The organism is Nocardioides sp. AN3 (genome assembly GCF_054653495.1).
On sequence record NZ_BAAIGC010000004.1, the window covers coordinates 20,637 to 34,234 of the forward strand.

General features: G+C 71.6%; 13 protein-coding genes. 9 read left to right on the plus strand and 4 right to left on the minus strand.

Annotated features, from left to right (window positions below; translation table 11 throughout):
• Window positions 1-14: 14 nt before the first annotated feature.
• A complete protein-coding gene (locus ACYQ1K_RS06110; RefSeq protein ID WP_459981934.1) occupies window positions 15-497 on the minus strand; it encodes a YbaK/EbsC family protein in 483 nt (160 codons plus the stop codon).
• 57 nt (window positions 498-554) lie between these two features.
• Here ACYQ1K_RS06110 and ACYQ1K_RS06115 point away from each other — a divergent pair, with 57 nt between their 5' ends.
• From ACYQ1K_RS06115 to ACYQ1K_RS06130, 4 genes are all read left to right on the plus strand, one after another.
• Window positions 555-1,052, plus strand: a complete 498-nt coding sequence (locus tag ACYQ1K_RS06115; RefSeq protein ID WP_459981935.1) for a hypothetical protein — start codon at window positions 555-557, stop codon at window positions 1,050-1,052.
• A gap of 213 nt (window positions 1,053-1,265) precedes the next feature.
• Complete coding sequence (locus ACYQ1K_RS06120; RefSeq protein WP_459981936.1) at window positions 1,266-1,739, plus strand: SAV_6107 family HEPN domain-containing protein; 474 nt, start codon at window positions 1,266-1,268, stop codon at window positions 1,737-1,739.
• A gap of 33 nt (window positions 1,740-1,772) precedes the next feature.
• Complete coding sequence (locus ACYQ1K_RS06125; protein WP_459981937.1) at window positions 1,773-2,480, plus strand: class I SAM-dependent methyltransferase; 708 nt, start codon at window positions 1,773-1,775, stop codon at window positions 2,478-2,480.
• A gap of 156 nt (window positions 2,481-2,636) precedes the next feature.
• Window positions 2,637-3,056: a DUF3040 domain-containing protein gene (locus tag ACYQ1K_RS06130; protein ID WP_459981938.1), complete on the plus strand. Its 420-nt coding sequence runs from the start codon at window positions 2,637-2,639 to the stop codon at window positions 3,054-3,056.
• A gap of 10 nt (window positions 3,057-3,066) precedes the next feature.
• On the opposite strand, the gene ACYQ1K_RS06135 is transcribed toward ACYQ1K_RS06130, so the two are convergent.
• Genes ACYQ1K_RS06135 through ACYQ1K_RS06145 form a run of 3 tightly spaced genes read right to left on the minus strand, consistent with a single transcriptional unit; the run spans window position 3,067 to window position 7,599 of the window.
• A complete protein-coding gene (locus ACYQ1K_RS06135) occupies window positions 3,067-5,331 on the minus strand; it encodes a transglutaminase TgpA family protein (protein WP_459981939.1) in 2,265 nt (754 codons plus the stop codon).
• Entirely contained in the window at window positions 5,318-6,577 is a 1,260-nt protein-coding gene (locus ACYQ1K_RS06140) for a DUF58 domain-containing protein (RefSeq protein WP_459981940.1), read from the minus strand. Before ACYQ1K_RS06140 ends, ACYQ1K_RS06135 begins: the two co-directional genes overlap by 14 nt.
• Before the next feature lie 23 nt (window positions 6,578-6,600).
• Window positions 6,601-7,599 carry an AAA family ATPase gene (locus tag ACYQ1K_RS06145; protein ID WP_459981941.1) on the minus strand — a complete coding sequence of 333 codons (999 nt, stop codon included), beginning with the start codon at window positions 7,597-7,599 and terminating at the stop codon, window positions 6,601-6,603.
• A gap of 325 nt (window positions 7,600-7,924) precedes the next feature.
• On the opposite strand from ACYQ1K_RS06145, the gene mraZ reads away from it, so the two are divergent.
• The 5 genes from mraZ to ACYQ1K_RS06170 all read left to right on the plus strand — a co-directional run bounded on the left by mraZ (window position 7,925) and on the right by ACYQ1K_RS06170 (window position 13,579).
• Complete coding sequence (mraZ, locus tag ACYQ1K_RS06150; protein ID WP_459982184.1) at window positions 7,925-8,356, plus strand: division/cell wall cluster transcriptional repressor MraZ; 432 nt, start codon at window positions 7,925-7,927, stop codon at window positions 8,354-8,356.
• A 240-nt stretch (window positions 8,357-8,596) separates the two neighbouring features.
• Window positions 8,597-9,604, plus strand: coding sequence for a 16S rRNA (cytosine(1402)-N(4))-methyltransferase RsmH (rsmH, locus tag ACYQ1K_RS06155; protein WP_459981942.1), 1,008 nt, complete (start codon window positions 8,597-8,599; stop codon window positions 9,602-9,604).
• Complete coding sequence (gene ftsL / locus ACYQ1K_RS06160; RefSeq protein WP_459981943.1) at window positions 9,601-10,056, plus strand: cell division protein FtsL; 456 nt, start codon at window positions 9,601-9,603, stop codon at window positions 10,054-10,056. The genes rsmH and ftsL overlap by 4 nt, the downstream gene beginning before the upstream one ends.
• A 129-nt stretch (window positions 10,057-10,185) precedes the next feature.
• Complete coding sequence (locus ACYQ1K_RS06165) at window positions 10,186-11,955, plus strand: peptidoglycan D,D-transpeptidase FtsI family protein (protein ID WP_459981944.1); 1,770 nt, start codon at window positions 10,186-10,188, stop codon at window positions 11,953-11,955.
• A 49-nt stretch (window positions 11,956-12,004) separates the two neighbouring features.
• On the plus strand, window positions 12,005-13,579 hold the full coding sequence (locus tag ACYQ1K_RS06170; RefSeq protein ID WP_459981945.1) for a UDP-N-acetylmuramoyl-L-alanyl-D-glutamate--2,6-diaminopimelate ligase: 1,575 nt from the start codon (window positions 12,005-12,007) through the stop codon (window positions 13,577-13,579).
• Window positions 13,580-13,598: the final 19 nt, after the last annotated feature.

Here is a 13,598-nt window from a genome sequence, read left to right on the forward strand (position 1 = left end):
CGTCCTGTCGCCCCTCAGTCCACCTCGATCGCGGTGCCGTCGGTGAGGGCGAGCAGCTCGTCGTACGTCGACGAGAACACGGTCGCGGGGTGGCCGGCCGCCGCCCAGACCACCGGGTGGCGTTGGAGCCAGGTGTCGACGTAGGTCGGGATCGGCGCTGGGTGGCCGATCGGGGAGACCCCGCCGATGACCTGACCGGTGTGCTCGCGGACGAACTCGGGCGACGCGCGCTTGAGCCGCTCGACGCCGATCCTGGTTGCGGTCGCAGACGTGTCCACGCGATGGGCGCCGGAGGTGAGGACCAGGACCGGGGCGCCGGCGGCGTCGAAGAGCAGGCTGTTGGCGATCGCACCGACCTCGCAGCCGAGCGTGGCGGCGGCCAGTGCGGCCGTGTGCACCGAGTCGGGCAGAATGACGATGTCACCCGCGCCGCCGCGCTTCGCATGCTCCTCGCGGAAGCGGACCACGGACGGGTGCTCGGTCACGTCGGACGTCATGCGCCGACCCTAGCGACCAGACCGAGGTGCGGACGACGAGCGATACGGAGTGGATGAGTGGACGAGCGACCGGCGTCGCTGACCCTGGCCCTGCAGCTGCTGGCGGCACTCGTGCTGCTGGGGGCGGTGACCGTGGTGCTGATCGTCGTCCTGCGAGACGACCTCATCCGCTCCTGGGCCCAGGGCAACCCGGCCGTGCGCGAGATCCTCGAGAAGCGGGGCCTCGATGCGGTGAAGGAGGGGTCGGTTCAGCCGCCGCACGTCATCCCCGTCGCCATCACGCTGTACGTCGTCCTCGCCGGTCTCGTCGCGGTGCTGGGTGTGTTCCTCAGCAACGGGTTCGAGTGGGCTCGTCTCGGGATCACCGTGCTGCTCTTCTTCTCGGGCGTGGCCGGGATCGCCGGCCTGAGGGTCGGCCAGCCGGTCACCTTCGACGTGTGCACCGTGCTCGGTCTCGCGCTCTCGGCGGCGGTCATGGTGCCGCTGTGGCATCCGGACACGACTGCCTACATCCACGCCGACCCTGAGGCAGAGCCCCTCTCGCACGCGCGCTGAGACCCTGTGGACGCATGGCGCCCGGAGGACCCTCGGGTCAGGCGTCGCTCCTCGTTGTCGGTGGTCCCTGCTTGACTCCCTGCGTGCCTGACCGACGGCCTTGACCGGGTCGCCGCCGGGCGCTACCGTCAGGGATATCGAACACATGTTCGATCAGGTCCGGCGGAGGCGACCTCGACCCTCGCCTCCGCCGGACCACGAGAGGAGAAGGCGATGACCCAGGTGAGGACCGAGGCGGCAGGGACGGTGCCGGCGTTCCTGCCCGCGACGACGCACGCCTACCTCATGCGCTCGGCGTCGTCGCTGGCCGAGGCGATCGAGGCGGACGACGTCACGACTCGCTACGCCACCGCTCACGTCGCCGCGCTGCAAGCAGCGGCCGCGCTGCTGGCCGCCCGCACGGTTCCGGTCCTGGCCGGCAGGCGGAGGCCGCAGCGCAACGCGTGGATCCTCTTGAGCGAGGTCGCTCCTGAGCTCGCCCACTGGGCGGCCTTCTTCTCCGCGGGTGCAGCGAAGCGTGCCGCGGCCGAGGCCGGCTCGGCCCGGGCGGTCACGCGCGCCGAGGCGGACCAGCTCGTCGCCGACGTCGACCGGTTCCTCGCGGTCGTCGAGCAGGCGCTCGGGCTGGTTCCCCATGCCGAGCTGGTGCCGCATCTCGGCGAGCAGCAGGGTCGGCGCGTGAGCTGATCCGCCCACGGGACCGGCCATTAGGCTGGTGTCATGACCGTCAGCGAACGCCGGGGAAGTGCCCGGACGGCCGTCGTGTGGGACACGCTCGAGCCGGTCCTCGACACGGCGCCGCTCGACGTTCTCGACATCGGCGGCGGCACGGGCGGGTTCGCGGTCCGCGTCGCCGAGATGGGACATCGAGTCACGGTCGTCGACCCCAGTCCCGACGCCCTCGCATCATTGGCCCGACGCGCGCGCGAGGTCGGCGTCGAGGTCGAGGGTCGCCAAGGCGACCTCGCCACCCTCGGAGTCGAGCCGGGGTCGGTCGACGTCGTGCTCTGCCATGGAGTGCTCGAGGTCGTCGACGACCCTGCTGCGGCCCTCGCGACGCTCGTCGACGTGCTGCGCCCGGGTGGGCGGCTCAGCCTGCTCGTCGCACAGCGCAACGCGACCGTCGTGGCGCGCGCTATGGCGGGCCACTTCGCCCAGGCCCTGGCCCTCCTGGACGACACGCTGCCGTCCGGTCGCGCGGGCAGGCGGTTCACAGCGTCCGAGGCTGCGGAGCTGGTGGCCCGAGCCGGGTTCACGGTCGAGTCGGTGCACGGCGTGCGCGTCTTCGCCGACCTCGTCCCGGGCTCGCTGCTCGATCTCGAGCCCGGTGCTCCGGCGGCGCTCGCCGAGCTGGAGGCGGCCGTGGCACAGCGACCCGACTTCCTGCCGCTGGCCGCTCAGCTCCACCTGCTCGCGATCCGGCCCTAGCCTCACCTCCCGGACATCCGGAGACGACCACACACCGCACGTTTCGGGGGATGCGTTTTTTCGCCTCCTGGGTACCGTGAGGACTACACCCTGCCTAGACTGGTGGCAGGAGATCAACGCGGCGGCTCAACCGCCGTCGGACCAGCGGGAGGACCGGTGCCACTCTCGGAAGAGGAGCTGCGGCTGCTGGAACAGATGGAGCGCGCCCTCCTCCAGGAGGACCCGAAGTTCGCGTCCACCCTGCGTGGGACGTCGTTCCGCCGAGCAGCGCGACGCCGCGCGATTCTCGCCGGCGTGGTCTTCGTGATCGGGATCGCCTTGCTGATGACCGGCGTCATCACTCAGCTCCCCGTGGTCGGCATCGTCGGCTTCGTCATCATGCTCGGATCGGCGACCATCGGCGTCGCCGCCATGCGCTCCAAGCCGGTCGCGCATCCGTCCGCGAGCCACCCGAGCCACGGCTTCACCGTCTTCGAGGGCGGCCGCCGAGGACGCAGCCGCCGGCAGCACGCGTCCTTCATGGACCGCATGGAGCAGCGCTGGCAGCGTCGGCGCGACGGCAACGCCGGCTGGTAGCGACCCAGCCCTACCCGACCTGGTCGACGAGCTCGGGCGAGCCGGACTCCGACGGCATCCGCTGGAACACCGAGCGCGGCCACCACGCGGCCCGGCGTACGGCCCGGTCCGTCGTGGCTGCGCGGAGCGCGGCCGTGACCCCCAGCAGGTCGTCATGAGCCACGGACTGCGGCGAGCGCAGTGAGTAGCGTGCCACCTCGACGGCCTCCACGATCCGCCAGAGCGACGCGGCGTCGTCGCCCCGGACGTAGCGCTCCAAGGACGCGCCGACGGCGCGCGGGGACACACCGGAGGGCCACGGCAGCCCGAGATCCACGACGGTGTCCCTGAGCTCTGCCCAGGCCGCCTCAGCAGTCGCCGCCTGCAGGCGCTCGGCACGGCGGCGCCGACGGATCCGGGAGGGAAGGAGCGCGAGCAGGCCGCCGACGACGGCCACCACGCCCAGGCCGGCGGCCCACCGCCACAACGTGGTGGAGGCGCCCACGGTCGAGCCGGACGCGGACTGCTGGTCCTGAGTGGGGCGCTGGGCGTTGGACGCGGTCCTGCTCGGTTGGGACGAGCTCGGGGTCAGGTCCGGCGCCTGATCCGGGCGCTGGGTGTCGAGGTTGCGGGTGTAGGACGGGACGTCCGGCACGCGGATCGCCGGGGTCGGCTCGAAGCGCACCCAGCCGGCGCCGCTGAAGAACAGCTCAGGCCAGGCGTGCATGTCATGGGTGCTGTACTCGTACCGCGTCGGCCCGATCTTCTCCGGGGTCAGGAAGCCGATCGCGACGCGTGCCGGGATGTTGAGGGCGCGCGCCATCGCCGCCATCGCGGCTGCGAACTGCTGGCAGTAGCCGCGCCGGCCGTCGTTGCTGGTGGACAGGAAGCTCTCGAGGTCACCCGGGCTGCTGCCGATGGCGACACTGTCGTCGTAGATGAAGCCGCCGTCCCGGCGGAACCAGTTCTGCAGCGCCACCGCCTTCGCGAAGTCCCCGTCGGCCGACGCGGTGACCTCCTTCGCCAGTGTCCGTGCACTCTGGGGGAAGTCCTTCGGCAGATCGAGGTAGGAGGTGCCGACGGTGCCGGGGGAGGCCTGCGCGTCGACCAGGTCCGCGGTGCTGAGGTCGAGGCTGACGGCGGTCATCCGGTAGTTCATGCCGGCGGCCGAGCTCTGGTGAGGGCCGGCGAGGAAGTCCATCGTGCGGGTGTCGAAGCGCCAGTCGCCCGCGGCGTGGATCTCCGAGATCGGCGCCTGCGTCGGCAGCCAGCGGGAGTCGAACTGATCGCCGATCTGCACCCGGTAGTCGTATGTCCTCCGCTTCACCCAGGTCGCCACGCCGAGAAGGCTCGGCAGCGGGCCCTCGGCGTCGTTGTTGGCCGGCACCGTCCGGTTCCCGGCCGTCCACTCGTTGTCGCCGAAGCGGTTGAGGACCGCGATCCGCAGATAGGAGGGCGCCGGGTCGTCCGTCGAGACCTCGATGACCGGCACGTCCGGCCCGCGGACCAGGTCACGGCGCAGGTCGACGAGCGGGTTCGTCACCGTGATGTGACCCCCGTCGCCGGCGCCCGGGCCCAGGCCGAACAGGTGCAGGTCGAGCGTCGGCACCAGGCTCGGCAGGATGAGGGCGAGCACCGTGGCCAGGCTGCCGACGTAGACGGCGGCAGCGCTCTCCTGCGGCCCGGCCGCTCTGCTGGAGTCGAGCCGCCGGCCCCATCGGCCCACGATCTCGCTCTGGCTGAGCAGCAGCATCGCGAGGAAGCCGGCGGCACTGAGGGCGAAGCCCCACCACGGGAGCCCGCCCTCCACGACCGAGAACGGCACGGCATAGATCGCCAGCAGCGGAAGCCCGGCCAGCGCGGCGCGGTGGAAGGTGCAGGCGAGCATGTCGACGATGACGAAGCAGAGGAGTCCGCCGCCGACGAGGAGCGGGGCGATGCCGCCGGCGACCACCACCGGTGGGCGCTGGGACCTGACGACGTCGCCCGCTCGGGCGAGCTCGGCCTGCAGGTTGTCCCAGGCGCCGTGGATGGGCACCGGCGACCCGGTGATGTAGAGGCTGACCACCGCGCCGCCCACCATCAGCTCGGCCAGCAGCACCAGCCACCACGGCAGGCGCGCCCAGCGCGCCACCGACCCGGTCACGGCGACGACGGCACCGAGCATCAGCAGCGGGCGCAGGTAGGACGGCGGGTCCTGAGAGAAGACGCTCCACGAGAGCGTCGTCGCCCAGACGGTGGCGGCGGCGACGATCGCCTGCAGGAACGGCGCCCAGGCCGTGTCACGGATGCGCACGCGCCACCCCCCGTGCGCCGCGCACCGCGCCCAGCTCCTGCCAGGCGCGGTCGATCCGCTCATCCGGCGTCAGGCCGATCGCGCGCCACCCCTGCTGCAGCAGCCACATCGTCGCACCGCCGGTCGGCAGTCGGGTGGCTCCCCAGGCGTCGACGTCGAGCGCGACCGCCAGCGAGACGCCGGCGTGGTGCTGGATCCGTCGCATGACGGCGAGATCCGGACCGGTCAGCGCACCGAGCACCGCGACGGTGAGCGCCCCGTCGCCCTGCTCGCGCAACCAGCTCGTGTCGATCGTGGTGTTCGGGTGCGCCTCGACCATCGCGAGCGCCTCGAGCAGTCGGCCGGCCGTGATCTCGGTGTCGTCGTGCTGCCAGGAGGTGGCCGGATCCTCACCGGTGGCGGTCACCAGACGGACCGTGTAGCCGCGGGCACCCAGATGGAGGGCGATCGAGGCGGCGACGCTCACGGCGGTCTCCAGGGAGGAGTTCAGCCCCTCGCCCCGGTGCGCGCCCGCGCGGTTGTCCAGGAACACGGTGGCGCGGGTCTGCCACGGCTGCTCCTCGCGCCGCACCATGAGCTCGCCGATCCGCGCCGAGCTGCGCCAGTGGACCCGCCGCAGGTCGTCACCGCGGCGATACTCCCGGACGGTGACGTCCTCGGCGCTGCCGCCCGCGAAGGCCCGCGGGCGCTGGTCGCCCGATCCGGTGATCGAGCCGGTCAGGGGGATCGCGGGGAGCGGCACCGTGCGGGGAGTGACGACGAGGGGAGTCGTCGTGCGGAACGCGCGGGCGAGCTCCACGAGCCCGAACGGGTCGCCGACGCGGACCGTCATGGGCCCGAGCTCGTAGCGGCCCCGGGTCTCCGCGCGGACCGGATACTCGACGCTGCCGCGCCAGCCGTGCTCGATGCCCTCGAGGACGAAGCGAGGACGGCTCCCGAGGGCATACGGCACCTGCTCCTCGATGCGCAGCGCACCCGTCGGCATGCGACCGTCGTTGCGCAGCGCCAGGCGCACCCGAGCGGGTTGCCCCGCGGGCACGACCTGAGGGCTCAGGGTCCGGACGAGCGAGAGCTTGTAGCGCGCCCGGCCGACGGCGTACGCCGTGACGAGGGGGAGCGCGACGAGCAGCACCCCGACCCGGACCAGCGTGGACTGCCCGAGCAGAACCGCGCAGACGACGGCGCTGATGCCCGCGGCCAGGAAGGCCCGGCCGCGCAACGTCAGCCCAGACAGCGCCTCACGCACGGTGCCACACCTCGTCTCACCCCTCAGGTCCCGGCCGGGACGGGAACACTCGCCACGACGGCGTCGAGCAGCGAGGCCGGCGACCGGCCGGTCATCGTCGCCTCGACGGTCGGCAGCAGCCGGTGAGCCAGGACCGGCGTCGCCAGCGACGAGACGTCGTCGGGAAGCACGTAGTCGCGGCCGTGCAGCGCGGCGCTCGCCTTCGCAGCCCGCACGAGGTGGAGCGTCGCACGCGGCGAGGCGCCGAGGCTCAGCTCGTCGTTGGACCGTGTCGCCGAGGTCAGGGCGACGGCGTAGCGCTGGACGGCGTCGGAGACGTGGACCTGGCCGACGATGCCGATCAGCTTGCGGATCTCACTGGCGTCGGTGACCGCCTCGAGATCGTCGAGCGGGTTGACCCGGGTGTGGGAGGCGAGCATGGCGATCTCGGCCGCCGGCACCGGATAGCCGATCGAGACCCGGGCCATGAAGCGGTCGCGCTGAGCCTCGGGCAGGGCGTAGGTGCCCTCCATCTCGACCGGGTTCTGGGTCGCGATCACCATGAACGGCGAGTCGAGCTGGTAGGTGGTGTTGTCCACCGTCACCTGCCGCTCCTCCATGCACTCCAGGAGCGCGGACTGCGTCTTCGGCGACGCGCGGTTGATCTCGTCGCCGACCACGATGTTGGCGAAGACGCCGCCCGGCCTGAACTCGAACTCCCGCGTGTTCTGGTTGAACACCGAGACGCCGGTGACATCTGACGGCAGCAGGTCCGGCGTGAACTGGATGCGGCGCACCGTGCAGTCGATGGAGCGGGCGAGCGCCTTGGACAGCTGGGTCTTGCCGACGCCCGGGACGTCCTCGATCAGCAGGTGGCCCTCCGCGAGGAGGACCACCAGGGTCGAGAAGACGACGTCGGGCTTGCCCTCGATGACGCGCTCGATGTTCGCACGGATCCGACCGGCGACCCGGATCACCGTCTCAAGGTCCGCGCCCGGGACGGAGCGATGGGTCGCTGAGCTGTCAGCGGTCGGCGTACTCACGTGTGGTCCTCCCGGCGGCAGGCCGTCCGCAACGTCGCGGGGCGCTTGAGCCAACCGTACGGCGGACGGCAAGGACTTCGCCTCACCTTCTTTGACCCTCGTTGCTCCACCACGCCCCACCTCCCGCTCCACCGTCGCGCCTCGGGGAGCGACGGCGACCCTCTGCCGCCCGCGTGGAGGGGGTCGGCGCGCTGTCGAGGGGGAAATCGACGCGCGAACCCGCGTTCTGTGGTGGATGGTGGGGGAAAGTGGTGTACGGTGGTGGAAAGTGGAGGACGAGGCCACGAATGTGGAGCGGCCTGGTCGGACCGAGGGGGTGGTGCCCGTGTTCTTCATGGGCACCTACACACCGAAGCTCGACGAGAAGGGCCGCCTCTTCCTCCCCGCGAAGTTCAGGGATCGGTTGTCGGAGGGGGTCGTCGTGACGCAGGGTCAGGAGAACTGCCTGGTCGTGTGGCCCGAGGACGTCTTCATGGCGGAGGCGCAGCGCGCGCAGCAGACCCCCATGACCTCACGAGGCGCGCGCGACTATGCCCGTGTCCTCTTCGGTGGCGCCGAGCCGGGCGTGCCCGACAAGCAGGGCCGGATCAGCATCTCGCCGATCCTGCGGGCCTATGCCGGCCTCACCAAGGACGTCGTCGTCATCGGGGTCATGGACCGGATCGAGATCTGGGACCCCGAGCGCTGGCGTGACTACTCGGCCGTGGCCCAGGCGAAGTTCGCCGAGCTCGATGAGGACCCGGCCGCACTGAGCTGACGCACACCAGCCGCGGACTCGGCCGCGCAGCACCGGACACAACTCAAACAGCGGCTCCGCAGGACGAGGTCTCAGTCCCGCTCGCGGTCATCTGGGGCACCTTCCCCGGTTCCAGACGATCGTCGCCACTCTGGGGCACTTCCCCGGTTCCAGACGGCGCGCTCTCCGGAGCGGGCATGAGACCTGGTCCTACGGAGCCGCACCGCATTTCCAGGGTCGAGAAGCACAGGTGGGGTCGAGATGAGCAGCACGGGAGGCGCCGGCGCACCGCGTCACGTTCCTGTCCTCCTCGACCGCATCGTCGAGCTGCTGACCCCGGCGCTCGACCATGACGGTGCCGTCATGGTCGACTGCACGCTGGGGCTCGGCGGCCACAGCGAGGCCGTCCTCGCGCGGATCCCCACCTGCCGGCTCGTCGGGATCGACCGCGACCAGCACGCCCTCGCGATGGCGGGAGAGCGGCTGACGCCGTACGGCGACCGCTTCACCGGCGTGCACGCCGTCTACGACGAGCTTCCCGAGGTGATGGCCGACCTGGGCCTGGGCAGCGTCGACGCCGTCCTCTTCGACCTCGGCGTCTCCTCGATGCAGCTCGATGTCAGGGACCGCGGCTTCGCCTACGCCGAGGACGCCCCCCTCGACATGCGGATGGACGACAGCACCGGTCCGACGGCGGCCGACGTGCTCAACACCTACAGCGCCGCCGACCTCACGCGCGTGCTGCGTGAGTACGGCGAGGAGAGGTTCGCCTCCAGGATCGCCGCGGCGATCGTCCGTCGGCGCGAGACCACGCCGTGGACCACCAGCGGACCGCTGGTCGAGCTTCTCTACGACGTGATCCCGGCCCCGGCCCGCAGGACCGGAGGCCATCCGGCCAAGCGCACGTTCCAGGCGCTGCGCATGGAGGTCAACGACGAGCTGGCGGTGCTGCGCCGCGCGATCCCCGCCGCTGTCGAGGCGGTCGGCGTGGGCGGGCGCGTGGTCGTGGAGTCCTACCACTCGCTGGAGGACCGGTTGGCCAAGCAGGCGTTCACGGCCGCCACCCGGCTCGACGTCCCTCCCGATCTTCCCTTCGTGCCGGAGGGGATGGAGCCGACCCACCGGCTGCTCACCCGCGGCGCCGAGCGGGCCGACGAGGCCGAGATCGCCCTCAACCCCCGCGCCGCCTCCGTCCGGCTGCGCGCCCTCGAACGAGTCCGCCCGTCCACCACGTCGAAGAGCCCGACAACGCCCCGGGGAGCGTCATGAGCAGCAGCGCAGCACAGAAGGTCACCTCACGCCGACTGGCATGGCTCGAGCCGGCGGCTCTCCAGCGCGCCCGGCTCACGGTCGTGCCGCGCCGGCGTGTCGAAGCGTCGCGGTTCCCGTTCGTCACTCTGGTCAGCCTCATCCTCCTCGGCGGCGTGATCAGCCTGCTGTGCTTCAACACCTCGATGCAGCAGGCCGCCTTCACCGAGGCCCGCCTGGAGAAGCAGGCCACCACGCTCGCGGCACAGCAGGAGTCGCTCGAGTCCGATCTGCAGACACTGCGCGCGCCGCAGCACGTCGCCCAGATGGCCCAGAAGCAGGGCATGGTCATCCCCCCGAGCGTCGCGATGATCAACGTGGCGACCGGGAGGGTGAGTGGCGCGGCGGCTCCTGCCAACGGCGACGCCACCCCGCCGCTGTGGCCGCCCGTCCCCAAGCCCACCTTCCACTGAGCCAGGCTGCCGACACGCGGGGCCGGATGACACCGGCGATCCACCGCCGAGCGACGACACTTCATTCATCACCAGTCACACCTGTCACAGCGGTGACAGCCGAGCAGGACCAACCAAGGGGGAGAGCGAGTGGCGACGAAGCGTGATGTCGGGCGTGGCTCTCCGCACCTCCGGCTCCGCGTGGGCTTCCTGCTCATCGCCATGGTGCTCTCGCTCTTCGCGGGGCGTCTCGTCCAGCTCCAGGGCTTCGACCCCTACTCCTACGCCGCCGCGGCCCGCAAGGCCAACATGGTCCAGGTCGTGCTCCCCGCCACCCGAGGGGACATCCTCGACCGCAACGGGCAGCCGCTGGCGGACTCGGTCGACGGGCTCATGATCGTCGCCGACCCCACGATGACGTCCACCAGAGCGCCGGAGCTGGCCAAGCTGCTCGCCAACAGGCTCGACATCGACTACTTCACCACCCTCAAGCAGCTGCGCGGCACCAGCGGGAGCCGGTTCTCCTACGTCGCCCGGCGCATCCCGGCGACCCTCGCGACCGAAGCCGTCCAGGAGGCCACTGACCTGGGCTTCAAGGGGTTGACCACCCAGCGCGACCCGATCCGCGAGTATCCCGGCGGAGACCTCGCCGCCAACATCGTCGGCTTCGTCGGCACCGACGAGTCCCTCGGCGGCATCGAGCGCACCTTCGACACCGAGCTCGCCGGCAAGGACGGCAAGGCGACCTACGAGGTGGGCGGCGGCAGCCGCATCCCACTGGGGCAGAGCACGACGGTGACCCCCGTCGACGGTCACGACATCAAGACCACCATCGACGCCGACCTTCAGTACTACTCCAACCGGGCGCTGGCCGACGCCGTGACGACCTCGGGTGCGGAGTCGGGTGTCGCGATCGCCATGGACACCCGGACCGGAGAGGTGCTGGCGCTCTCGGACTACCCGACGTTCGACGCCAACGACCCCGCCATCTCACCGAAGTCCGACCGCGGCAGCCGCGCCCTCTCCGATGTCTACGAGCCGGGGTCGGTCGAGAAGGTGCTGACGCTGTCGGCTCTCATCGACGCCGGCAAGGTGACCAATCGGACCCGACTCACCGTGCCGAACTCCCTGCACCGGCAGGACCGCGTCATCCACGACTGGTTCGACCACCCGACCATGCGCTGGACGCTGGCCGGCGTGGTCGCGCAGTCCTCCAACATCGGCACCGTGCTCGCCGCCGACAAGTTCGGCGACGGGCAGCTGCGCGACTACCTCGTGAAGTTCGGGCTGGGACAGCGCACGGGCACCGGGCTCTCCGGCGAGTCGCCGGGCATCCTGCCGAGCGCCTCGCAGTGGAACCACCAGATCCAGGACCGCGTCGACTTCGGCCAGTCGCTCTCGGTCAACGCGCTGCAGATGATCACCGCCGTCAACACGGTGGCCAACGGCGGCGTCCGTGTCTCGCCGAGCATCGTCGAGGGCCAGGCGACGACCGACTCCGGCCAGGTGGTCGGCACCGACCGCACGACGCAACAGCGCGTCGTCAGTGCGGAGGCCGCGACCCAGATGATGCAGATGATGGAGCGGGTCGTCGACCCGGCGACGGGCACGGCGCCCGGCGCCCAGGTGGCCGGCTACCGCGTCGCCGGCAAGACAGGCACCGCCCAGCGGGCCGTGCACGGTCGCTACGACGGGTCCCTCACGGTCTCCTTCGCCGGCTTCGCCCCCGCCGACAAGCCCCGCTTCACGGTGTACGTCGCCATCCAGAACCCGCAGCGCAACAAGGGCGGTGGCTCGCTCGCCGGTCCGGTCTTCTCCAAGATCATGACCCGCCTCCTCGCCCGCTACGGCGTGCCGCCGACCGGCACGAAGCCCTCTCACCTGGCTGTGCAGTGGGGGCCGGGCCGCCTCAGGTACTGACGGCGCCTCGATTTCACCGACCACGCACGCCCCCTGGGATGATCGTCCGATGCCCCACCCGACCGACCCCGCCGGCGAGCGGGCCGGAGTCGCCGCGACCCGGCCGCAGCGCCCGCTGCGCACGGCCCTGCGCGACCTCGCCTCGCTGCTGCCCGAGGGCACTGACATCGTGGGTGAGTCCGCGACCGAGGTCACGGGGCTGTCGCTGAGCACCCAGCGGATCCTCCCCGGTGACCTCTACGCCGCGCTCCCGGGATCGCGCGTGCACGGCATCGACTTCGTCGCCGACGCACTCGAGGCGGGCGCGGTCGCCGTGCTGACCGACGAGGTCGGCGCTCATCGGGTCCGCACGGGGTCGCCGCTCCTCGCCGACGTACCGCTCATGATCACCGCGGACCCACGTCGCTCGCTCGGCCGTCTGGCCGCCCGGGTGTACGGCGATCCCGCGACCGCGCTGCACATGGTCGGCGTGACAGGGACCCAGGGCAAGACGACCACGACGCGGCTGCTCGAGGGCGGCCTGCAGCGGGCAGGCGTGCGGGCAGGCGTCATCGGCACCGTCGGCACCCGGATCGCCGGCGAGGACGTCAAGACCTCCCTCACCACGCCGGAGGCGCCCGACCTGCACGCCCTGTTCGCGCGGATGCGTGAGGAGGAGGTGACCGCCTGCGCCATGGAGGTCTCCAGTCATGCGCTCGTGCTCGGTCGGGTGGACGGTGTGGTGTTCGACGTCGCCGTCTTCCTCAACCTCGGTCGCGACCACCTCGACTTCCACCGCGACATGGCCGACTACTACGCAGCCAAGGCGTCCCTGTTCACCCCGGAGCGCGCGGCGCGCGGGCTGGTGAACGTCGACGACGAGCACGGTCGCCGGCTCGCCGCCGAGGCGGTCATCCCCCTCCGGACCTTCTCGACCACCGGCGACGCGGACTGGCGAGCGGTCGACGTCCAGCTCGGTCCGCAGGGCTCGACCTTCACGGTGGTCGGCCCCGGAGTGGAGGTCATGGCGCGCTCGCCCTTGCCGGGCGACTTCAACGTGACCAACACGCTCGCGGCCATTGCCGCGGCCGCAGAGGCGGGTCTGGATGCGGAGAGGGTCGCGCACGGCATCGCCGAGGCCGGCGGCGTGCCGGGGCGGCTGGAGCGGATCGAAGCGGGCCAGGACTTCACCGTCGTCGTCGACTATGCCCACAAGCCCGACGCCGTCGAGGCCGCGATCCGGACCCTGCGGCCCCTCACCGACGGGCGGATCCTGGTCGTGATCGGCGCGGGCGGTGACCGTGACAGCGGCAAGCGTCCCGTGATGGGTGCGATCGCCGCGCGGCTGGCCGACGTCGTCGTGGTCACCGACGACAACCCGCGCAGCGAGGACGCCGTGGCCATCCGAGCGGCGATGCTCGAGGGTGCCCGCGGCGGCCGCGCGGAAGTGGTCGAGATCGGCGACCGGCGAGCCGCGATCCAGGAGGCGATCGAGCAGGCCCGGACGGGGGACATCGTCCTCGTCGCGGGCAAGGGCCATGAGACCGGTCAGGAGGTGGGCGGCGTGGTCCACCCCTTCGATGACCGTGTGGTGGCGAGAGAGGCATTGGTCACACGGCGCCGGGCCTCGACCGGCGGGGCGTGAACCCGCGGAGCAAGGCGTG